The organism is Pseudomonas sp. M2(2023), assembly GCF_030263955.1.
Taxonomy (GTDB): Bacteria; Pseudomonadota; Gammaproteobacteria; order Pseudomonadales; family Pseudomonadaceae; genus Aquipseudomonas; species Aquipseudomonas asiatica.
The window spans coordinates 111,923-131,818 of sequence record NZ_CP127114.1; the positions used below are offsets into that span (position 1 = coordinate 111,923).

At 63.7% G+C, this 19,896-nt stretch carries 21 protein-coding genes; 8 read left to right on the top strand and 13 right to left on the bottom strand.

The window, feature by feature from the left end; all coding sequences use genetic code 11:
* Positions 1–172: 172 nt before the first annotated feature.
* Positions 173–544 carry a COG4315 family predicted lipoprotein gene (locus QN085_RS00515; RefSeq protein WP_023661987.1) on the top strand — a complete coding sequence of 124 codons (372 nt, stop codon included), beginning with the start codon at positions 173–175 and terminating at the stop codon, positions 542–544.
* A 120-nt stretch (positions 545–664) separates the two neighbouring features.
* Here the strand turns inward: QN085_RS00515 and ubiA are convergent, their stop codons facing one another.
* On the bottom strand, positions 665–1,555 hold the full coding sequence (ubiA, locus tag QN085_RS00520; protein ID WP_013974811.1) for a 4-hydroxybenzoate octaprenyltransferase: 891 nt from the start codon (positions 1,553–1,555) through the stop codon (positions 665–667).
* Complete coding sequence (locus tag QN085_RS00525; RefSeq protein WP_023662862.1) at positions 1,555–2,112, bottom strand: chorismate--pyruvate lyase family protein; 558 nt, start codon at positions 2,110–2,112, stop codon at positions 1,555–1,557. Before QN085_RS00525 ends, ubiA begins: the two co-directional genes overlap by 1 nt.
* Before the next feature lie 227 nt (positions 2,113–2,339).
* Between QN085_RS00525 and QN085_RS00530 the strand changes: the two genes are divergently transcribed.
* From QN085_RS00530 to QN085_RS00545, 4 genes are all read left to right on the top strand, one after another.
* Positions 2,340–2,507, top strand: a complete 168-nt coding sequence (locus tag QN085_RS00530) for a rubredoxin (RefSeq protein WP_003253349.1) — start codon at positions 2,340–2,342, stop codon at positions 2,505–2,507.
* Positions 2,508–2,523: 16 nt separating this feature from the next.
* Positions 2,524–3,672, top strand: a complete 1,149-nt coding sequence (locus QN085_RS00535; protein ID WP_024087920.1) for an NAD(P)/FAD-dependent oxidoreductase — start codon at positions 2,524–2,526, stop codon at positions 3,670–3,672.
* 186 nt (positions 3,673–3,858) lie between these two features.
* Positions 3,859–4,158 carry an HU family DNA-binding protein gene (locus QN085_RS00540; RefSeq protein WP_013974808.1) on the top strand — a complete coding sequence of 100 codons (300 nt, stop codon included), beginning with the start codon at positions 3,859–3,861 and terminating at the stop codon, positions 4,156–4,158.
* A gap of 148 nt (positions 4,159–4,306) precedes the next feature.
* Entirely contained in the window at positions 4,307–4,681 is a 375-nt protein-coding gene (locus QN085_RS00545) for a helicase (RefSeq protein WP_003258183.1), read from the top strand.
* Positions 4,682–4,807: 126 nt separating this feature from the next.
* Here QN085_RS00545 and QN085_RS00550 read toward each other — a convergent pair whose 3' ends face one another.
* The 6 genes from QN085_RS00550 to exbB all read right to left on the bottom strand — a co-directional run bounded on the left by QN085_RS00550 (position 4,808) and on the right by exbB (position 11,527).
* Positions 4,808–6,211, bottom strand: coding sequence for an aminoacyl-tRNA deacylase and HDOD domain-containing protein (locus QN085_RS00550; RefSeq protein WP_023661961.1), 1,404 nt, complete (start codon positions 6,209–6,211; stop codon positions 4,808–4,810).
* A 78-nt stretch (positions 6,212–6,289) separates the two neighbouring features.
* The gene (gene recG / locus QN085_RS00555; protein ID WP_041506321.1) at positions 6,290–8,368 is read right to left on the bottom strand and encodes an ATP-dependent DNA helicase RecG; all 2,079 of its coding nucleotides are present in this window, start codon (positions 8,366–8,368) and stop codon (positions 6,290–6,292) included.
* 3 nt (positions 8,369–8,371) lie between these two features.
* On the bottom strand, positions 8,372–9,298 hold the full coding sequence (locus QN085_RS00560) for a hydrogen peroxide-inducible genes activator (protein WP_013974805.1): 927 nt from the start codon (positions 9,296–9,298) through the stop codon (positions 8,372–8,374).
* Positions 9,299–9,392: 94 nt separating this feature from the next.
* Positions 9,393–10,124 carry an energy transducer TonB gene (locus tag QN085_RS00565; protein WP_015272339.1) on the bottom strand — a complete coding sequence of 244 codons (732 nt, stop codon included), beginning with the start codon at positions 10,122–10,124 and terminating at the stop codon, positions 9,393–9,395.
* Positions 10,121–10,549 carry a TonB system transport protein ExbD gene (exbD, locus tag QN085_RS00570; RefSeq protein WP_023661960.1) on the bottom strand — a complete coding sequence of 143 codons (429 nt, stop codon included), beginning with the start codon at positions 10,547–10,549 and terminating at the stop codon, positions 10,121–10,123. The genes QN085_RS00565 and exbD overlap by 4 nt, the downstream gene beginning before the upstream one ends.
* A gap of 3 nt (positions 10,550–10,552) precedes the next feature.
* A complete protein-coding gene (exbB, locus tag QN085_RS00575) occupies positions 10,553–11,527 on the bottom strand; it encodes a tonB-system energizer ExbB (RefSeq protein ID WP_013974802.1) in 975 nt (324 codons plus the stop codon).
* Between the two features lie 190 nt (positions 11,528–11,717).
* Between exbB and QN085_RS00580 the strand changes: the two genes are divergently transcribed.
* Positions 11,718–12,575 carry an SDR family oxidoreductase gene (locus QN085_RS00580; RefSeq protein ID WP_023663581.1) on the top strand — a complete coding sequence of 286 codons (858 nt, stop codon included), beginning with the start codon at positions 11,718–11,720 and terminating at the stop codon, positions 12,573–12,575.
* 130 nt (positions 12,576–12,705) lie between these two features.
* On the opposite strand, the gene QN085_RS00585 is transcribed toward QN085_RS00580, so the two are convergent.
* From QN085_RS00585 to QN085_RS00605, 5 genes are all read right to left on the bottom strand, one after another.
* Entirely contained in the window at positions 12,706–13,437 is a 732-nt protein-coding gene (locus QN085_RS00585) for a hypothetical protein (protein WP_013974800.1), read from the bottom strand.
* A 58-nt stretch (positions 13,438–13,495) separates the two neighbouring features.
* Entirely contained in the window at positions 13,496–13,876 is a 381-nt protein-coding gene (gene ridA / locus QN085_RS00590) for a deaminase RidA (protein WP_009684531.1), read from the bottom strand.
* Positions 13,877–13,899: 23 nt separating this feature from the next.
* The gene (gene spoT, locus QN085_RS00595) at positions 13,900–16,008 is read right to left on the bottom strand and encodes a bifunctional GTP diphosphokinase/guanosine-3',5'-bis pyrophosphate 3'-pyrophosphohydrolase (RefSeq protein WP_013974799.1); all 2,109 of its coding nucleotides are present in this window, start codon (positions 16,006–16,008) and stop codon (positions 13,900–13,902) included.
* A gap of 59 nt (positions 16,009–16,067) precedes the next feature.
* Positions 16,068–16,331, bottom strand: coding sequence for a DNA-directed RNA polymerase subunit omega (gene rpoZ / locus QN085_RS00600; protein ID WP_003253383.1), 264 nt, complete (start codon positions 16,329–16,331; stop codon positions 16,068–16,070).
* Between the two features lie 261 nt (positions 16,332–16,592).
* Positions 16,593–17,465, bottom strand: coding sequence for a LysR family transcriptional regulator (locus tag QN085_RS00605; protein ID WP_013974798.1), 873 nt, complete (start codon positions 17,463–17,465; stop codon positions 16,593–16,595).
* Positions 17,466–17,672: 207 nt separating this feature from the next.
* Here QN085_RS00605 and QN085_RS00610 point away from each other — a divergent pair, with 207 nt between their 5' ends.
* Both QN085_RS00610 and QN085_RS00615 read left to right on the top strand, forming a co-directional pair.
* Positions 17,673–19,055 carry a glutamine synthetase family protein gene (locus QN085_RS00610; protein WP_015272334.1) on the top strand — a complete coding sequence of 461 codons (1,383 nt, stop codon included), beginning with the start codon at positions 17,673–17,675 and terminating at the stop codon, positions 19,053–19,055.
* A gap of 4 nt (positions 19,056–19,059) precedes the next feature.
* Positions 19,060–19,833 carry a gamma-glutamyl-gamma-aminobutyrate hydrolase family protein gene (locus QN085_RS00615; RefSeq protein ID WP_023661934.1) on the top strand — a complete coding sequence of 258 codons (774 nt, stop codon included), beginning with the start codon at positions 19,060–19,062 and terminating at the stop codon, positions 19,831–19,833.
* The last annotated feature ends 63 nt before the right edge of the window (positions 19,834–19,896 follow it).

The following is a 19,896-nucleotide window of genomic DNA, read 5'->3' on the forward strand; positions in this document are numbered from 1 at the left end:
GCTCAAAACCTCTCCTGGATACGGTGTCTTGGCCCGCATTAGATAACGGAATTATTGCAGCTGTGTGACAGGGTGTTGGCCGTTCTGGCGACATTCCGTGACTGAACTAGGCTTGAAAGGGCCGTGGTTGTGGCAACTTGAACCCAATCCCCCCGAAACAATGGTGAATCCAATGACACGACAAACGCTGAGCTGGATGGCCCTTTTCACTGCGCTGGCGCTCCCGGGGGTGGCCTTGGCCGACCATGCGATGGAGAAGGGCGGCATGTGGGTCGATCATGCCGGCATGACCCTGTACACCTTCGACAAGGATGCGGGCGGCAAGTCGATGTGCAATGGCGAATGCGCCAAAAACTGGCCGCCGCTGATGGTCCAGGCCAATGACGAACCGGCCAAGGACAAGTGGACAGTAGTGATGCGCGATGATGGCAGCAAGCAGTGGGCCTATGACGGCAAGCCGCTGTACACCTTCATCAAGGACAAAAAGGCCGGCGACATGACCGGTGACGGCATGAAGGACGTCTGGCACGTTGCCAAGCCTTGAGATTGCCGGGGCCGCTTTGCGGTCCATCGCCGGCAAGCCAGCTCCCACAGGTTATGCGCAAGCTGTGAAGGCAGCGCTGCACCTGTGGGAGCTGGCTTGCCGGCGATAGGGCCCTCAGCTTCAACGCAGTGCGTAATCCAATACTACCCCGATAAACACCAGCATCCCCGCCCAGTGATTGTGCAGAAACGCCTTGAAGCACGACTCCCGGTCCAGCTTGCGCGTCGACCAGTACTCCCAGGCAAAGCACGCCGCCGCGCCCAGCAGCCCCAGGTGGAACCAGCCACCCAGCTCGAAGCGGCTGCCGGCCAGCAACAGGCAGCCCAGCGACAGCAGCTGCAAGGTGAGGATGATGGTGCGGTCGGCATCGCCGAACAGGATGGCGGTCGACTTCACGCCAATCTTCAGGTCGTCATCACGGTCGACCATGGCGTAGTAGGTGTCGTAGCCCACCGTCCACAGCAGGTTGGCGATGTACAGCAGCCAGGCGCTGGCCGGCAGCTCGCCACCCGCTGCGGTGAAGGCCATGGGAATGCCCCAGGAATACGCCGCCCCCAGCACCACCTGCGGGTAATAGGTGTAGCGCTTCATGAACGGGTAGCAGAACGCCAGAGCTACCGCACCGAACGACAGCCACACCGTGCGGCTGTTGGTGCACAGCACCAGCAGGAAGCTCACTCCGACCAGGATGGCGAACAGCGCCAGTGCTTCGCGCGGGCGGACCCGGCCGCTGGCCAGGGGGCGGTCGGCGGTGCGTTTGACGTGGCCGTCCACCTTGCGGTCGGCAAAGTCGTTGATGCAGCAACCTGCGGCGCGCATCAGCACCACACCGAGGCCAAAGATCAGCACGTTGGCCAGGGTTGGTGAACCGTTGCCAGCAATCCACACCGCCGACAAGGTCGGCCACAGCAGCAGGTAGATACCAATTGGCCGGTCCATGCGGCTGAGCTGGACAAAGTCCCAGGCCCGCGGGTGCAGGCGGTTGAGCGACTTCAGCAGTTGCATGTACATCAGCGGTTTTCCTCCTTGGCCGCTTGCCACAATGCCGGCAGGAACACCTCTGCCACCAGTAGGTCCAGGCCGCCACGTTCGAAGCGCGACCGGCGGCCCCACAGCGCAGTATGGGCGGCTTCGCTCGGCAGCCAGGCCTGTGGATAACTGCACACCTCGATCGGGTGGCGGATGAATGCCTGATCGCAGAACAGCAACTCGCCCAGCGAACGGCTGCCCAAGGTTTCCAGGTCCAGCCCGCCGCGCTCCAGGGCACTGCGGCTGGCGACGCTGCGGGCGAACACCCAGGGTTGGCCATGGCCGCGCAGGTACACCTCGCGCACCCAGCCTTCGGCACCGGCGGAGATACCCAGTGCCTGGCATTCGTCATCGCGCAGCGGTTGCCAGCCCTCGAATAGCGGCGTGACGGAGAAGTGATCGTTGGACAGGCGGGTCAGGCGACGGGTCAGCGAGCCCTCGTCGAACAGCCAGTCAAGGGTGGGCTGGTCGATGTCGGTCGCCAGCCGTGAATACGGCAGCCACGCGACAGCGGCTGCTTGCGGGGATTCGTACGACACGTCGGTCTGCTTGTTACAACCAGAGAGGCGGCGAGCTTAGCATGATTGCCCGGACTGCTTGCATACTGCTGACAGGGCCGCTACAAAGCCCCACGAATTGCCCGCAGGCTTCGTCGCGGGTAAACCCGTTCCCACAGGCTACGCAGTCGCTGTAGGAGCGGGTTCACCCGCGAAGAGGCCATCAGCAGCAACACAAAGCTCCAGCTTGAACCGAGGAAAAAGACCTGATGAAGAAGTGGCAATGTATTGTCTGTGGCCTGATCTACGACGAAGCCGAAGGCTGGCCCGACGACGGCATCGCCCCCGGCACACGCTGGGAAGACGTGCCTGAAGACTGGCTGTGCCCCGACTGCGGCGTGGGCAAGAGCGACTTTGAAATGATCTCCATCGGCTAATCGAGGAAAGCACGACATGACGTCCCCTGTGGTAATCATCGGTACCGGCCTTGCGGGCTACAACCTGGCCCGTGAATTTCGCAAGCTCGATGCGCAGACGCCGCTGCTGCTGATCACCGCCGATGACGGTCGTTCCTACTCCAAGCCCATGCTGTCCACCGGCTTTGCCAAGCAGAAGGACGCCGACGGCCTGTGCATGGCCGAGCCGGGCGCCATGGCCGAGCAACTGAATGCCGAGATTCGCACCCATACCCGCATCAGCGGCATCGACCCGGGCCACAAGCGCTTGTGGATAGGTGAAGAGGCAGTGGAATACCGCGATCTGGTGCTGGCCTGGGGTGCGCAGACGGTGCAGGTGCCGATCGAAGGTGATGGCGGCGATCGGGTGTTCCCGATCAATGATCTGGAAGATTACGCGCGCTTCCGTGCTGCTGCCGTCGGCAAACAGCGCGTGCTGATCCTCGGTGCCGGCCTGATCGGCTGCGAATTCGCCAACGACATGAGCCTGGGCGGCTTCCAGGTCGATGTGGTGGCGCCGTGCGAGCAAGTCATGCCGACCCTGCTGCACCCGGCCGCTGCCACTGCCGTGCAGGCCGGGCTGGAAGGCCTGGGCGTGCGCTTTCACCTCGGCCCGGTACTGACCCGCCTGCAGCAGGTAGCCCAGGGCCTGGAGGCGCACCTGTCCGACGGCAGCGTGATCGCCTGCGACCTGGTGGTTTCGGCCATCGGCCTGCGCCCGCGCACCGACCTGGCTGCCGCCGCTGGCCTACAGACCAACCGCGGCGTTTGCGTGGACCGCCAGTTGCGCACGTCCCACGCCAACATCTTTGCCCTTGGCGACTGTGCCGAAGTCGATGGCATCAACCTGCTCTATGTGATGCCGCTGATGAGCTGTGCCCGGGCCCTGGCGCAAACCCTGGCCGGCAAGCCGACAACGGTCGCCTACGGGCCGATGCCGATCACCGTGAAAACCCCGGCCTGTCCGCTGGTGGTCTCGCCGCCGCCCCAAGGCCACGAAGGCACCTGGCAGGTAGAGGGGCAGGGCAGTGACCTCAAGGTGCTCTGCCTTGATGCAGAGGGCACGCTGCTGGGCTACGCCCTCACCGGGGCGGCCGTGATGGAAAAGCTGGCCCTGAATCGCCAGCTGCCGGCCGTTATGGCGTAAATAGCTGGCGTTCTGTCGGATTTATCCTGTTGTTGCTTGCACAATGGCCGCCCAGATACTGGCGCGGCCCCTGTGCACGTGCCATCCTCACTTCCGTCTGCCGCAGATTAGAGCCTGCGGTGCCTTGAGCGCTGCTCCCAGGGCAGCACGGCATAACAACAAGAATTCCGTCAAAGAGGCTTCACTATGCGCAAACCAGAACTCGCCGCCGTCATCGCCGAAAAGGCCGATCTGACCAAGGAAAAGGCCAATCAGGTTTTGAACGCGATTCTCGACAGCATCACGGGTGCCCTGGACAAGGACACCGTGACCCTGGTCGGTTTCGGCACCTTCGAAAAACGTCATCGCGGTGCGCGTACCGGCAAGAACCCGCAAACCGGTGAACCGGTCAAGATCAAGGCCAGCAATACCGTGGCTTTCAAGCCAGGCAAGAATTTGCGCGACAGCGTCAACGCCCCCGTCAAGCCGGCCAAGAAAGGCAAGTGATCGCTCCCTGACAACCCCAGTGTCAGCCAAGCGGGCGCCTCAGGGCGCCCGTTGTGCTTTCTGCAGGCAAAATGTTTCGAACTTGCATAAATAGTTCTGGAAAAGGATAGACTGCGCGCCTTAGTCACTTTTAATTCGAGGCGCGTTGATGAAGTTCCGCTTTCTTCTCTGGGCCATGGGGCTGTTGATGGCCAGGGCCAGCCGCAACAACCCGGCTTTCCAGCAGCAGCTCAAGGGCAAGGACCTGGTGTTCCAGATGCAGACCCTGGACGGCAAGGTCGCCCGGCACTTCATAGTCAACAACGAACGCATCAGCAGCAAGGGCGGTGCGCACCCGCAGCCAGCGTTCGCCATCGCCTTCAAGGACGCTGCCTATGGTTTCACCACCATGCAGGCAGGTAACAAGCAACTGGCGTTCATGCAGGGGATTCAGGACAAGCACATCCAGATCAAGGGCAACCCGGCGCTGGTGATGTGGTTCCAGGGGTTGATGAAGTACCTGAAGCCGAAGAAGAAGGGCTGAAACTCAATAGGCCTGCTGACTCATACCCTGTGGGAGCGGGTTTACCCGCGAACACCGGCAACGCCGGTGCCATGCACCGCGTCGCGATCTTCGCGGGTAAACCCGCTCCCACAGGGGCCAATCATGTCAGTGAGGTGCGTGGAACTGCGAAGCCAGCTCACGCAGCAGGCTCTCTGCTTCGAGCACCTTGTTCACCACATCCTCGGCCTTGTCCCGGGTAATCCCCAGCCGTTCCAGCAATTCGTCTGGAATCTCCTGCTGTGGCCCCGAGCCAATCCCCCGCGAGCGTAGCAATCGTGTAGCCAGGCACACCAGGTTGGGGAACGCCGAAAACTCGCCGTCATAGGCCGGGTCGTGCTGGAAGCGCAGTGCGGCGGACAGTTCTTCCGGCATGTCCCACAGCTTCATCAACCATGCACCGATCTGCTCGCGGCTGATGCCCAGCAGGTGTTGTTCCACATAGGTGTGGCACAGGTGCGGGTTGACCTCCAGGTGGCGGCAGATCAGTGAGAAGTGCGGCGGGAACACGTGCGCCAACAGCAAATAGCCAAAGTTGTGCAGCAGCCCGGCCAGGTAGGTCAGGCCGGCCTCGGGGCGCTCGGCCCGTGGCATGGCGCGGGTCAGGCCTTCGATGATCGCGGCGGTGTAGATCGACTGCTGCCAGTACGGCGTGGCTTGCTGCGGGTGGTCTTTCGGCAGGCTCAGGGTCTTGCCCAGCGCCAGGCCCAGGGCCAGGTTGATCACCAGGTCGAAGCCCAGCACACGCACGATGGCGTCTTCCACCGAGCGGATCTTGCCAGGTGAGGCGTAGTAGGGCGATGCCGCCCAACTCACCACCTGTGCCGCCAGCGCCGGGTCGGTTTCGACCACGCCGGTGATATCGTCGATGCTGGCGTTGGGGTCTACCCGTAGCTTGATGATCTTTTGCGCGGTGTCGGCCAGCGGCGGGATTTCGATGGTTTCTTCCAGGCGCTTCTGGATGCGCCGGGCAGTGAAGGCCTGGACGGCGTTGGTGATTTCCCGGGTGTCATCATCGGGGCGGTCGAGGTTGGGGCTGATTGCCTCGACTTCCTGGCCGAAGCTGCTGGCGCTGGCCTTGACCAGCATGCGCTTGAAGTGCGCGCGTTCGATTTCCAGCAGCAGGCCGGCTTCGCCAGACTGGATAAACACGGTTTCGGCGTCGAGCAGGCTCTTTTCGTACTGGCACGGCGAGCTGGTCAGCGCCGGAATGCCTGGCAGGGCCTTGAGCTGGTGCTTGTCCAGCATCTGCTTCAGGCGCGGCACCGACACCGCAGTGAGCTTGCGACCGGTCAGTTCGGCCAGGCGGTTGAGGTCCAGCAGCTGGCTCTGCGGGAACAGCACCATCAGGGCGCCGACCTCGTCGTCGAGCAGCACGGCCTGTACCCGCGACGCTGCCGGCAGGTGCGGATGTTCGACCACCTCGCGGTAGGCCACGCCGAGTTTGTCGAGCAGCAGCCGGATGACCGAGGGAGCGTGTGGGGTTGCGGTGTCCAGGGCAACTTCAGTCATGGTCCGTATCCACTGATTCCTTTAAACGCGAAGTATAACCAGCCTCTGGGCAAATCTGGATCCATTATGGGACCAGCGTCACACTTGGCCATATTGCTGGCCATGACGCAGCCAGCGATCGAGCAGCGGGCTGACGTGCTCCGGCCAGCGTGCGATCAGGGCCTGGGCGGCGTCGCGCACGGCCGGCAGCAGGTCGGCGTCACGCATCAGGTCGGCGACCTTGAACTGCAAAAGGCCTGTCTGGCGGGTGCCGAGCATCTCGCCCGGGCCACGCAGCTCCAGGTCCTTTTCGGCGATGATGAAGCCGTCGTTGGTTTCCCGCATGATCCCTAGCCGCTCGCGGCCGATCTGCGACAGTGGTGGGTGGTACAGCAGCACGCAATGGCTGACGGCGCTGCCCCGGCCAACCCGGCCACGCAACTGGTGCAGCTGTGCCAGGCCCAGGCGCTCTGGGTTCTCGATGATCATCAGGCTGGCGTTGGGCACGTCCACGCCCACCTCGATGACCGTGGTGGCGACCAGCAACTGCAGGTTGCCGGCCTTGAACTCGGCCATGATCTCGGCCTTTTCCGCCGGCTTCATGCGCCCGTGGATCAGCCCCACCCGTAGCTCGCCCAGGGCACTGCCCAGCTCCTCGTAGGTGCTTTCGGCGGCCTGGCAGGTAAGCTCTTCGGATTCTTCGATCAGTGTGCACACCCAGTAGGCCTGGCGCCCTTCGGCGCAGGCGGCGCGCACCCGCTCGACCACTTCGAAGCGGCGGCTATCGGCCACCAGCACGGTGTTCACCGGGGTGCGTCCGGGTGGCAGTTCGTCGAGCACCGAGGTGTCCAGATCGGCATAGGCGCTCATGGCCAGGGTGCGCGGAATGGGCGTGGCGGTCATGATCAGCTGGTGCGGGCACAATTCCCCGGCCACGCCCTTCTTGCGCAGGGCCAGGCGTTGCTGCACGCCAAAACGGTGTTGTTCATCGATGATCGCCAGGGCCAGGTGCTTGAACTTCACCTCTTCCTGGAACAGCGCATGGGTGCCGACCACCATTGGCGCGCCATTGGCGATCTGCTCCAGGGCGGCTGCCCGGGCTTTGCCCTTTAGCTTGCCGGCCAGCCACGCGACTTCGATGCCCAGCGGTTCGAGCCAGCGCTTGAAGGTGATGAAGTGCTGTTCGGCGAGGATCTCGGTGGGCGCCATCAGGGCCACCTGGTAGCCGGCTTCCAGGGCCTGCAGCGCGGCCAGGGCGGCGACCACGGTCTTGCCGGCACCCACATCGCCCTGCACCAGGCGCATCATTGGCTCATGCTGGCTGAGGTCGTAAGCAATTTCGTTGGCCACTCGCTGCTGTGCGCCGGTCGGCTGGAAACCCAGGTTGGCCAGGTACTGTGCCTGCAGGCGCTGGGCCTTGGGCAGCACTGGCGCGCGCAGGCTACGCAGGCTTTCACGCAGGCGTTGCTGCGACAACTGGTGGGTCAGCAGCTCTTCGAAGGCCAGGCGGTGCTGGGCCCAGTGCTGACCTTCGGCAAGCTCGTCGAGGTCGGCGTCGGCCGGCGGGTTGTGCAGGTAGCGGATGGCATCGTCCAGCGGCGCCAGCTGGTAGTCCCGGGCCAGTTCGTCGGGCAGCCAGTCCGGCAGGCTGCGCGGGCCCAGCAGGCCCAGGCTCTGCTGACAAAGCAGCCGCAGGCGTTGCTGGGTAAGGCCTTCGGTGGACGGATAGATCGGCGTCAGGGTCTGCTCGACCGGTGGCGGCGGTTCGTCGCCGTTCAGCGCCCGGTATTCCGGGTGGTAGATTTCCAGGCCCGAAGCGCCGGGGCGTGCTTCGCCGTAGCAGCGCAGGTGGGTGCCACGCTTGAGGCCTTCCTTCTGCGCGTTGCTGAAGTGGTAGAAGCGCAGGCTCAGCACACCGCTGCCGTCACCCAGGCGCACCACCAGGCTGCGGCGCTTGCCCATGGTCACGTCGGCGCCGCTGACCACGCCCTCAATCACCGCGTCCTGGCCAGGGCGCAGTTGACCGATCGGCACCACGCGGGTGCGGTCCTGGTAGCGCAGGGGGAGGTGGAACAGCACGTCCTGCAGGTTCTCCAGGCCGACCTTGGCGAGCTTCTCCGCCATGGCCTCGCCAACCCCCTTGAGTACCGTCACCGGGACCTTCGACAGCTCACTCATGACTCAGGCCGGTTGTTCCGCAGGGGCTTTGGCGACCGAGCACAGGCGGATCGAGTCGGCGAGGATCTCGATGGCTTTCGGCCGCGGGAAGCTGGCGCGCCAGGCGATGGCTACGGTGCGGAATGGTGCCGGTGCGGTCAGTGGGCGAACCTCGATGACACCGGGGGCGTAGTGGTGGCTGTGCACCGCCGACAGCGGCAGGATCGACACGCCAAGGCCCGAGGCCACCATGTGACGGATGGTTTCCAGCGAGCTGGACTCCACCGTGGTGTGCTTGGAGCCTTCACCGCCCTTGTTCAGCGTTGGACAGGCCTCCAGTACCTGGTCGCGGAAGCAGTGGCCTTCACCGAGCAGCAACAGGCTCTTGTCGTTGAGCATTGCGGTGTCGATGGTCTTTTTCGCTGTCCACGGGTGGTCAGCCGGCATCAGGGCGCAGAACGGCTCATCGTACAGCGGCAGGGTCAGCACGTCGGCTTCGTTGAACGGCAGGGCGATGATCACCGCGTCCAGTTCGCCGTTGCGCAGCTTTTCGCGCAGTACGTGGGTGAAGTTCTCTTCGATGTAGAGCGGCATCTGCGGTGCCACGCGGTGCAGCTGCGGAATCAGGTGCGGGAACAGGTACGGGCCGACGGTATAGATGGCACCGACCTTGAGCGGGGCGGTCAGCTGGTTCTTGCCGGCCTGGGCCAGCTCGCGAATGCCTTGGGCCTGCTCCAGTACCTTCTGCGCCTGGGCGACGATGCTTTCGCCGACTGGGGTCAGGCGGACCGCGCTCTTGCTGCGCTCGAAGATCAACACGCCAAGCTCATCCTCGAGCTTCTTCACACCGACCGACAGGGTCGGCTGGCTCACGTGGCAGCGTTCGGCGGCATGCCCGAAATGCTGTTCCTGGGCGAGTGTGACGATGTAGCGTAATTCTGTGAGGGTCATAACGTGCGTCCATGAAGTTGCGAGCCCAGCATAGCGGCTGCAATCGATAGACGCACGTTATCAGACTTGCCGATTTGTGACAGAAACAAAAGTCTCAGCGGCGGTCCAGCGAGTAGACGAACGGGGCCACGACTTCGATCGTGCCATTGTTCAGCAACTCGGGTGGCGGCTTGGGTACCGTGCCGGCCCGACGGATCATTTCCAGGGTCGCCCGGTCCAGAGCGGCACTACCCGAACCTCCGGCCATGGAGTACGACACCACCTTGCCTTCGGCGTCGACCACGAAACGTAAGCGGTTTATGCCCTGCAGCCCGCGACGGCGCGCGTCTTCCGGGTAACGCTTGTACTTGGCCAGGTGACGCAGCAGGTCGCTCTGCCAGGTCGGCAGGGCTTTGCTGTTGGACGCAATGCTCGGTGCCGGTGCCGCGGACTTCTGCGGTGGCGTGTTGCTGGGCGGTGCGTCTACCGTTTGTTCGGTCGGCGGTGCTTCCTTCGGCGGCTCAGGCTTTTTCTCGGGCTTGGGCGGCTGTGGCTTGGCCTTTGGCTTGGGCGGCTTGGGAATGGCGATCTTGGGCTTGGGTGCTTCGGCGAGCTTTGGCAGTGGCGGTTCCTCGACCGGTGCCGGTGGCTGCGGCGCCGCTTTCGGGGGCGGTGGTGGCGCAGGCTCCGGCAACGGCGCCAGCTCGACCATCATGGCTGCCGGTGGCAGTTCGATGGCCTGGGGCACCGACCAGTTGAGCGTCAGCAGCACGGCGACCACGTGCACGCCCAGCACGATCGCCAGGCTGCCACCGTAGCGCGCCATGTTCGAGCGCGTTCTTGTCATTTCTTGGCTGCCGTCTCTAGACCTACCAGACCGACTTTCAGGTAGCCGGCCGCGCGCATGTTGTTCATCACTTCCATCAGGTCACCGTAATCCACGCCTTTGTCAGCCTGGAAGAAGATGGTGGTTTCCTTGTCGCCCTTGGTCTTGGCATCGAGCATCGGGCCAAACTGGTCGGGGGCAGGGACCTGATCGTCACCGACGTACAGCTTCTGGTCGGCCTTGACGCTGACGAACACCGGTTTCTCGGGCCTCGGCGCCGGCTTGGCGGTCGAGGCCGGCAGGTCGACCTTGATGTCGACCGTGGCCAAGGGGGCTGCGACCATGAAAATGATCAGCAGCACCAGCATCACGTCGATGAACGGCGTAACGTTGATTTCGTGGTTCTCGGCGAGGTCGTCGCCACCTTCGTTGAGATGCAGGCCCATGGCTTACCCCACTTTCACCATGTGCGGGGCAACACGCTCGCTGCCCTGGTGGTCCAGATCACGGCTGACCAGCAGCAGCACCTGGGCGGAGGCGTCGGACACCTGGGCCTTGTAGCCGGCGATGGAGCGGGCGAAGACGTTGTAGATGACCACGGCCGGAATTGCGGCGACCAGACCCAGGGCGGTGGCCAACAGGGCTTCGGCGATACCTGGGGCAACCACGGCCAGGTTGGTGGTCTGGGTCTTGGCGATGCCGATGAAGCTGTTCATGATGCCCCATACGGTACCGAACAGGCCGACGAATGGCGCAGTGGAGCCGATGGTGGCGAGTACGCCGGTGCCGCTGCTCATGGTGCGACCGCTGGCGTGTACCAGGCGCTCCAGGCGGAAGCTGACGCGCTCCTTGATGCCCTCTTTTTCGCGGGCGTTGGCCGATAGGCGCATCTCTTCGAGTGCGTCGTGGACCAGGGTGTGGGCCAGGGTGCCTTCCTTGTTGGAAACGTCGCTGGCTTCCTTGAGGCTGGCGGATTTCTTCAGCAGGGCGATTTCACCACGCAGGCGACGCTTGGCGCCCATCAGCTCGAAGCCTTTGGCAATCCAGATGGTCCAGGTGATGATGGAGGCGATGGCCAGGCCGATCATCACCGCCTTCACCACCACGTCGGCGTTCTTGTACATGCCCCAAGGGGACAGGTCGTGGGCCATGCCCAGCGAGGTGTCTTCAACCAGAGCCTCGACGCTCGGGTCTGCAGCGACCGGGGCATCAACCGGGGTGGCGGCAACTGCACCGCCAGCCGGTGCTGCGGCTGGAGCAACTGCCGGAGCAGCCGGTGCGGTAGCGGCAGCAGGCGCGGCAGCATTGGCGGTTGGCTCATCGGCCATGGCCACCGGGGCCAGCACCAGGCTGAGTGTCAGCGCGGCGATGGCGCGCCAGGCGCGCGACGGGGTTGGCGAAGCGGAAGGTTGAGTACGTGTCATGCTGGCCGGACCTGATGAAGAATGAAGTTAACGTTCTCCAAGGCCTCGAGGTAGGCCGAGAACAATTTGGCGGCCATTATTGCAAGTAATTCTTGTTAACAAAAGTAATCTTGTTGCTTTTTTCGCCTATGGTCTAGCCATCCATCGTGTAGCGTGGTCGGGCTGATCAATTGGTCTAGGGAGTTTAGAGATGTCAGACCTTTCCGTGATGGTGGTGGGATGTGGTGATGTAGGCGGGCGTCTTGCCCGGCAGATGCTTGCGCGCGGCTGGCAGGTGAGCGGCCTGCGTCGCTCGGTCGGGCAGTTGCCTGCGGGGGTCGTGCCGGTGGCAGCGGACTTGTCCGAGCCATCGATTCCCGACACCTGGCCGCAGCGCGCGCCGGACTACCTGGTGTATTGCGTGGCGGCCAGCCAGCACGACGAAGCGGGTTACCAGGCAGCCTATGTCGACGGTTTGCGCCATGTGCTGGGTTGGCTGGCCGAGCGCGGGCAATGCCCACGACGGCTGCTGTTCGTGTCCAGCAGCAGCGTGTATGCACAGAAGGACGGCGAATGGATCGAAGAAGGCGCGGCCACCGAGCCTGAAGGTTATTCCGGGCGGTTGATGCTGGAGGCTGAGCGGCTGGCGCTGGCCAGCGGCATCCCGGCCAGCGTGGTGCGCCTGACCGGCATCTATGGCCCCGGCCGCGAGTGGCTGCTCAGTCAGGTGCGCCAGGGCTATCGCGTGGCCGAGGAGCCACCGCTGTATGGCAACCGCATCCATGCTGAGGATGCTGCCAGCCTGTTGGCGTTCCTGTTGCAGGCCGATGCCGACGGCAAGGTGCTCGACGACTGCTACATCGGCGTCGACGACGACCCGGCGCCGCTGGCCGATGTGGTGGCCTGGCTGCGGGCGTACATGGGGGTAACCGAGTGGTCGGATGAGCAGCGGGTGCGGCGTACCGGCAGCAAGCGCTGCAGTAATGCCCGGGCGCGGGCATTGGGCTGGGCGCCGGTGTATCCGAGTTACAGGGAAGGCTATGCCGCAATCCTGAAAGGCGTGCGCTGAGTCTACCGGCCTCTTCGCGGGTAAACCCGCTCCCACAGGTGCTCCGCTGGATTCAAGCCTGGCGGTGTGCCTGTGGGAGCGGGTTTACCCGCGAAGAGGCCGGTGAGTTCGACCACGATTTCAGCAGGCTTCAGTCCAGTTCCAGCACCCACTGGCGCTTGCCGGCCGCCAACACTGGCATTTCATCCGGCTGCGCACGGTTCACCGCCTGGAAGATCTCCAGCTTGTCGCCATCGCGCTTGAGGATGAACGGCGCGCCACGCTGGTTGCGCTCCAGCCACAGGCTGTCATTGCTGCCACCCATGGTCGCGCAATCACCCGCCAGGCACAGGGCGAAACGGTCTGGCCCTGGCAGGCCGGTGACATTGCCGGTGTCGCCGAAGCGCACGCTGGCACCTTTGCCCTGGCCTTCGACGATCTTCCAGTTGCCGCCCAGGTAGGCCTGGTAAAGCGCCTTCTCGAAGCTGCCGCCTAGCGGTGCATTTGCTACAGGTGGTGATTTGACGCGCACGAAAGTCTGTTCACCCAAGGTTGGGTTTGCCACTTTCAATTCGTCGCCACGCAGCGTCAATCGGGCAGGTTCTGCACCGTCGGTACTAATCTGCCATTGGTCTTCATTGATGATCAGTTGACCATCCGCGCCTTCGAAGCCGTTACTGAAGCTCGCTTTCTGGCTTGCAACGTCCAGCTTCCATTCGAGCTCAATGCCGTGTTTGTTCAGGGTTTGAGTAACGCGGCCGCTTTCGACCACCTCATCGATGGCTTTCTGGTTGATCCAGGTGCCGTTCAGGTCTTCAGGTTTGTGGCTGGCGCAGCCGCCCAGAAGCAGGGCTGCCAGCGCGAGGGGCAGTGCTTGACGCATGACGGGGTAACCTTGCAGAGAAGGGAAGGTGACGGGCAGGGCGCCCGTCACCGGGGCATCATTCGATGACCAGAATGGCGTCCATTTCGACCTGGGCGCCTTTCGGCAGCGCGGCAACACCGATGGCGGCGCGGGCCGGGTAAGGCTGCTCGAAGTAGCGGCCCATCACCTCGTTGACCTTGGCGAAGTGGCTCAGGTCGGTGAGGAAGATGTTCAGCTTGACGATGTCCTTGAACGAACCGCCAGCGGCTTCAGCCACGGCCTTGAGGTTCTCGAACACCTGTACGGTCTGGGCTTCGAAGCCTTCGACCAGCTCCATGGTCTTCGGGTCCAGCGGGATCTGGCCCGACATGTACACGGTGTTGCCGGCCTTGATCGCCTGCGAGTAGGTGCCGATGGCGGCAGGGGCCTTGTCGCTGTTGATGACGGTCTTGCTCATGATGACTCCTTGCGGTTGGCGGACTACGTACGCATGCGGGTGATGCGGACCACACCGGTCAGGGTACGCAGCTTCTTGATCACACGCGCCAGGTGCACGCGGTCGTGCACGCTGACCACCAGTTGGACCACGCTGATACGGCCGTCGCGTTCGTCCATGCTGATCTTCTCGATGTTGCCGTCGGCGGCGTTGACACTGCTGGCCAGCAGGGCAATCAGGCCGCGCTGGTGCTCCAGTTCGACACGCAACTCGACATTGAACTCACCGGTGATGTCCTTGGCCCAGGAGAGTTGTACGCACTTTTCCGGGTTGTGGCGGATTTCACTGATGTTGCGGCAGTTTTCCAGGTGTACGACCATGCCCTTGCCGGCTGACAGGTGGCCGACGATCGGATCGCCCGGGATCGGTGTGCAGCACTTGGCGTAGCTCAGCACCAGCCCTTCGGTACCACGAATCGCCAGCGGACCTTCCGGTGCCGGCAGCTGCTCGCCTTCGGCCGACAGCAGGCGGCGCGCGACCACGTAGGCCATGCGGTTGCCCAGGCCGATGTCTTCGAGCAGGTCTTCGATCAGCTCCAGGCGGTACTCGGCGAGAATGGCCTGGATGCGCTCCTGGGGGATCATTTCCAGGCTGCTGTCGAAGCCGGTGAGCACCTTGTTCAGCAGGCGTTCGCCCAGGCTGATGGACTCGGAGCGACGCTGCTGCTTGAGCGCGTGGCGGATGTGCGTGCGCGCCTTGCCGGTAACCACGAAGTTGAGCCAGGCCGGGTTCGGCCGCGCGCCCGGGGCGCTGACGATTTCCACTGTCGAGCCGCTTTGCAGCGGTTCGGACAGCGGCGCCAGGCGGCGGTTGATGCGGCAGGCGATGCAGCTGTTGCCGACGTCGGTGTGCACCGCGTAGGCGAAGTCGACGGCCGTGGAGCCTTTGGGCAGTTCCATGATGCGGCCTTTGGGCGTGAACACGTAGACCTCGTCCGGGAACAGGTCGATCTTCACGCTCTCGATGAATTCCAGCGAGTTGCCGGCACGTTGCTGCAGCTCGAGGATGCCCTTGACCCACTGGCGGGCGCGGGCGTGGCTGCCCTTGGGTTGCTCGTCGTCGTTGGACTTGTACAGCCAGTGCGCGGCAATGCCGTTGTTGGCCATCTCTTCCATCTCGCGGGTGCGGATCTGGATTTCGATGGGCACGCCGTGCATGCCGAACAGCGTGGTGTGCAACGACTGGTAGCCGTTGGCCTTGGGGATCGCGATGTAATCCTTGAAGCGACCGGGCAGCGGCTTGTAGAGGTTGTGCACCGCACCGAGTACGCGGTAGCAGGTATCGACCTTGTCCACGACGATGCGGAAGGCGTACACGTCCATGATCTCGTTGAAGGCGCGGCGCTTGCCGCGCATCTTCTTGTAGATGCCATAGAGGTGTTTCTGCCGGCCACTGACTTCGCCCTCGATGCCGTCGGCGGCCAGGCAGTTGGCCAGCGAATGTTCGATCTTGGCGACGATCTCCTTGCGGTTGCCGCGTGCGCTTTTCACCGCGCGGTGGATCAGCGACGAACGCATCGGGTGCATGGCCTTGAAGCCGAGGTCCTCGAACTCAACGCGCACGGTGTGCATGCCCAGGCGGTTGGCAATGGGGGCGTAGATCTCGAGGGTTTCCTTGGCGATGCGCCGGCGTTTTTCGCCGGACAGCACTTCCAGGGTGCGCATGTTGTGCAGGCGGTCGGCCAGCTTGACCAGGATCACGCGGATATCGCGGGCCATGGCCATGGCCATCTTCTGGAAGTTTTCGGCTTGCGCCTCGGCCTTGGTCTCGAAGTTCATCTGGGTCAGCTTGCTGACCCCATCGACCAGTTCGGCCACGGTCTCGCCAAACTGCTGGCTGAGGGCTTCCTTGGCGATGCCGGTATCTTCGATCACGTCGTGCAGCATGGCCGCCATCAGGCTCTGATGGTCCATGTGCATGTCGGCGAGGATGCTGGCCACGGCCAGCGGGTGGGTCACGTAGGGCTCGCCACTGCGGCGGCGCTGCCCATCGTGGGCCTGTTCGGCGTAGAAATAGGCGCGCCGGACCAGGTTGACCTGTTCGGGGCCAAGGTAGGTCGACAGCCGTTCGGCCAAGGCTTCTATACCCGGCATGGGTTCACCTCCTGCCGAGGAAGGGGGCCTTGCGCCGTGCGACGTCGACCTGGCATCAATCAGACAGCCTCGTTGTTCTCGTCCTCGAACGCGGCGAACACCGGATCCTCGGTGACGATCTCTTCAGCGGCGATGAACTCGTTGGTGACGATGCCTTCGGCGATTTCACGCAGGGCAACAACGGTCGGCTTGTCGTTTTCCCACGCAACGCGTGGCTCTTTGCCGCCGGTCGCCAGCTGGCGAGCGCGCTTGGTCGAGAGCATGACCAGCTCAAAGCGGTTATCCACGTGTTCCAGGCAGTCTTCAACAGTTACGCGGGCCATGGTCTTCCTCAGTAGCAATTGCGGTGGGCGTGCAGCCCGATAATGGGCAGGCGGACTCGATAGTTTAAAAAATCACCAGCCAATAGGGAAGCGCTGTTTTGTCGGGTGGTTACCTTCAAGCCCTGTGTTGCCTTCTTCGCGGCTGAAGCCGCTCCCACAGGGACCGCATTGTCCTCAGGTTCATCACCGCACCCTGTGGGAGCGGCTTCAGCCGCGAAAGGGCCGGAACAGACACCCTATCGCTTGAACCTGACGATAACCTCAGAGCATCGCGTCACGCAACCGCGGGGTCAGTTCCTCGAACAAGGTCTGCACCGAGCGCAACGCCCGGCAGTCCGGCCGGGTCAGCAGCCACAGCTGGGTGTCGCAACCCGGCAGCGGCCCGCTCAGCGCATCCACCCCGGGCAGAGCATGCACCATGTAGTCCGGCAGCGCTGCCACGCCGAGCCCGGCCGTGACCAGTTGAGCGATGGTCGACATGCCGCTGCACTGGTAGCGCGGGCTCAACCCCGGGTGCTGCTGGTTGCGCCAGACCACCGTGGGGTGGTCCTGCATCGAGTCGTCGGGGGCGATCCACGGCACGCTGGCAGGTGACTCGGCCAGGCGCTCGCGCCACTGCGGCTGGCCGCAAACCACGTAGGAGGTGGACCCCAGGTTGCGGCCCACCAGGTGCTCCGGTGGCGTGTTAGTCAGGCGCAGGGCAATGTCGGCATCGCGCCGGCTGAGGTTGGCGAATGTGTTGGAAGTGCCCATCTCCAGCGACAAGGCCGGGTAGTTGGGCATGAATTCGGCCAGCGCCGGCAGCAGCAGGCTGTGCATCACCGCTTCGGTACAGGTCAGTCGTACCGTGCCGCTTACAACCTGCTCGCCACTGGTCATGGCGATGCGCGCCGCCTCCAGCGCCTGCTCGGCGCGTTCGGCCTGCTCGGCCAGGGCCTGGGCGGTGTCGGTCGGCAGGTAGCCTTTGCGGCTCTTGACGAACAAGGCGGTGCCCAGCGCCGACTCCAGCCGGCGGATCGAGCGGAACACCGTCGAAACATCGACCTTGAGCAACTCGGCAGCCTTGGCCAGCGAGCGGCCACGTTCCAGGGCCAGGACCAGGGAGAGGTCGGCATGGGTAATCTGATATTGCATTGGTGCACGCTCTGCTTGCCGAATTGCCAATGTCTGTTGCGTTTTGGCCATTTTATAGTGAAACGGCCCCCGGGAATCAATGCGCCCGGTCGGGTAACCAATCCCCACGATGGGAAAGTGAAAAGAACAACAGCTGCAACCATCGTCGCCCGTGAGGCGCCAGCCGTATCCCCCACATCGCCGCAGCAAATCAAAGGATGTACAGCCATGACGTCGGTAACCCCGTGCGCCAGTTCTTCCAGCGAGATGAATGACTTCCTCCAGGCCCATCCGGACACGCAGTACGTCGACCTGCTGATCTCCGACATGAACGGCGTGGTACGTGGCAAGCGCATCGAGCGGGCCAGCCTGCACAAGGTGTACGAGAAGGGCATCAACCTGCCGGCATCGTTGTTCGCCCTGGACATCAACGGGTCCACCGTCGAGAGCACCGGCCTTGGCCTGGACATCGGCGATGCCGACCGCATCTGCTTCCCGATCCCCGGCACGCTGTCGGACGAGCCGTGGCAGAAGCGGCCCACCGCCCAGCTGCTGATGACCATGCACGAACTGGATGGCCAGCCGTTCTTCGCCGACCCGCGCGAAGTACTGCGCCAGGTGGTGAGCAAGTTCGATGACCTGGGCCTGGATATCTGCGCCGCGTTCGAGCTGGAGTTCTACCTGATCGACCAGGATAACCTCAACGGTCGCCCGCAGCCGCCGCGCTCGCCGATTTCCGGCAAACGCCCGCAGTCGACCCAGGTGTACCTGATCGACGACCTCGATGAATATGCCGACTGCCTGCAGGACATGCTCGAAGCGGCCAAGGAGCAAGGCCTGCCCGCCGACGCCATCGTCAAGGAAAGCGCCCCGGCACAGTTCGAGGTCAACCTGCACCACGTGGCTGACCCGCTGAAGGCCTGCGACTACGCGATCCTGCTCAAGCGCCTGATCAAGAACGTTGCCTATGACCATGAGATGGACACCACCTTCATGGCCAAGCCCTACCCGGGCCAGGCAGGCAATGGCCTGCACGTGCACATTTCGTTGCTGGACAAGAAAACCGGCAAGAACATCTTCGCCAGTGACGACCCGCTGCAAAGCGACGCGCTGCGCCATGCCATCGGTGGTGTGCTGGAGACCATGCCGGCGTCGATGGCCTTCCTCTGCCCGAACATCAACTCCTACCGCCGCTTCGGCGCGCAGTTCTACGTGCCCAATGCGCCAAGCTGGGGCCTGGACAACCGCACCGTGGCCGTGCGCGTGCCCACCGATAGCAGCGATAACGTGCGCCTCGAGCACCGCGTGGCCGGTGCCGACGCCAACCCCTACCTGATGCTCGCGGCGATCCTCGCCGGTGTTCACCACGGCCTGACCAACCAGGTCGAGCCGCAGGCACCGATCGAAGGCAATTCCTACGAACAGCTGGAGCAGAGCCTGCCGAACAACCTGCGCGATGCCCTGCGCGCGCTGGACGACAGCGAAGTCCTCAACCAATACATCAGCCCGGATTACATCGATATCTTCGTGGCCTGCAAGGAAAGCGAACTGGCCGAGTTCGAAGTGTCGATTTCCGATCTCGAGTACAACTGGTACCTGCACACGGTGTAAGCCCATGAGCGCAAATGCGGTCCCCTTGATCGGTGTCAGCGCCTGCCGCCAGCAGGTGGGGAAGAACTCGTCGCATACGGTAGGCGACAAGTATGTCGAGGCGGCCGGCTTTGCCGGCTTGCCATTGATCTTGCCGGCCCGTGACGGGGGCAGCGACACGCAGGCGCTGCTGGCCCGTCTGCACGGCATTGTTTTTACCGGCTCACCTTCAAATATCGAACCGCATCATTACAATGGCGCCCCCAGCGCGGCGGGTACCCGGCACGATCTGGCACGCGATCGCCTGACCCTGCCACTGTTGCAGGCGGCCATTGCCGCCGGTGTGCCGGTGTTCTGTATTTGCCGTGGCTACCAGGAATTGAACGTGGCCCTGGGCGGCAGCCTGCACCAGCGCGTGCAGGAACTGCCCGGCTACCTGGACCACCGTGAACCAGAGGACGCACCTCTGGAGGTGCAATACGGCCCTCGTCACCTTGTCGGCATCGAGCCTGGCGGGTTGTTCGAGCGCCTGGGCCTGGCGGCGCAGTTCGAGGTCAACTCGCTGCACAGCCAGGGCATCGACCGTCTGGCCCCAGGCCTGCGCGTCGAGGCACGGGCCCCGGATGGCCTGATCGAAGCGGTGTCCATGCCTGCCGCGCCGGGCTTTGTGCTCGGCGTGCAGTGGCACCCGGAGTGGCGATTTACCGAAAACCCGGTCTCGTTGCGCCTGTTCCAGGCGTTTCGCGAGGCCTGTTTTGCTTATGCAAGACGGGAGGGCGCACGGCAGGAGGCACTCTGACGTCACCCGAAGGTCTCGGATGACTTGTTCCCGGCAGCAAGCTTTCAATGAGTGAAAGCGGGC

Bases quoted from the DNA above. Each gene is read 5' to 3' on its own strand.
- QN085_RS00515 (WP_023661987.1), top strand. From the start codon at position 173: ATGACACGACAAACGCTGAGCTGGATGGCCCTTTTCACTGCGCTGGCG.
- ubiA (WP_013974811.1), bottom strand. From the start codon at position 1,555: ATGTACATGCAACTGCTGAAGTCGCTCAACCGCCTGCACCCGCGGGCC.
- QN085_RS00530 (WP_003253349.1), top strand. From the start codon at position 2,340: ATGAAGAAGTGGCAATGTATTGTCTGTGGCCTGATCTACGACGAAGCC.
- QN085_RS00535 (WP_024087920.1), top strand. From the start codon at position 2,524: ATGACGTCCCCTGTGGTAATCATCGGTACCGGCCTTGCGGGCTACAAC.
- QN085_RS00540 (WP_013974808.1), top strand. From the start codon at position 3,859: ATGCGCAAACCAGAACTCGCCGCCGTCATCGCCGAAAAGGCCGATCTG.
- QN085_RS00545 (WP_003258183.1), top strand. From the start codon at position 4,307: ATGAAGTTCCGCTTTCTTCTCTGGGCCATGGGGCTGTTGATGGCCAGG.
- QN085_RS00550 (WP_023661961.1), bottom strand. From the start codon at position 6,211: ATGACTGAAGTTGCCCTGGACACCGCAACCCCACACGCTCCCTCGGTC.
- recG (WP_041506321.1), bottom strand. From the start codon at position 8,368: ATGAGTGAGCTGTCGAAGGTCCCGGTGACGGTACTCAAGGGGGTTGGC.
- QN085_RS00560 (WP_013974805.1), bottom strand. From the start codon at position 9,298: ATGACCCTCACAGAATTACGCTACATCGTCACACTCGCCCAGGAACAG.
- QN085_RS00565 (WP_015272339.1), bottom strand. From the start codon at position 10,124: ATGACAAGAACGCGCTCGAACATGGCGCGCTACGGTGGCAGCCTGGCG.
- exbD (WP_023661960.1), bottom strand. From the start codon at position 10,549: ATGGGCCTGCATCTCAACGAAGGTGGCGACGACCTCGCCGAGAACCAC.
- exbB (WP_013974802.1), bottom strand. From the start codon at position 11,527: ATGACACGTACTCAACCTTCCGCTTCGCCAACCCCGTCGCGCGCCTGG.
- QN085_RS00580 (WP_023663581.1), top strand. From the start codon at position 11,718: ATGTCAGACCTTTCCGTGATGGTGGTGGGATGTGGTGATGTAGGCGGG.
- QN085_RS00585 (WP_013974800.1), bottom strand. From the start codon at position 13,437: ATGCGTCAAGCACTGCCCCTCGCGCTGGCAGCCCTGCTTCTGGGCGGC.
- ridA (WP_009684531.1), bottom strand. From the start codon at position 13,876: ATGAGCAAGACCGTCATCAACAGCGACAAGGCCCCTGCCGCCATCGGC.
- spoT (WP_013974799.1), bottom strand. From the start codon at position 16,008: ATGCCGGGTATAGAAGCCTTGGCCGAACGGCTGTCGACCTACCTTGGC.
- rpoZ (WP_003253383.1), bottom strand. From the start codon at position 16,331: ATGGCCCGCGTAACTGTTGAAGACTGCCTGGAACACGTGGATAACCGC.
- QN085_RS00605 (WP_013974798.1), bottom strand. From the start codon at position 17,465: ATGCAATATCAGATTACCCATGCCGACCTCTCCCTGGTCCTGGCCCTG.
- QN085_RS00610 (WP_015272334.1), top strand. From the start codon at position 17,673: ATGACGTCGGTAACCCCGTGCGCCAGTTCTTCCAGCGAGATGAATGAC.
- QN085_RS00615 (WP_023661934.1), top strand. From the start codon at position 19,060: ATGAGCGCAAATGCGGTCCCCTTGATCGGTGTCAGCGCCTGCCGCCAG.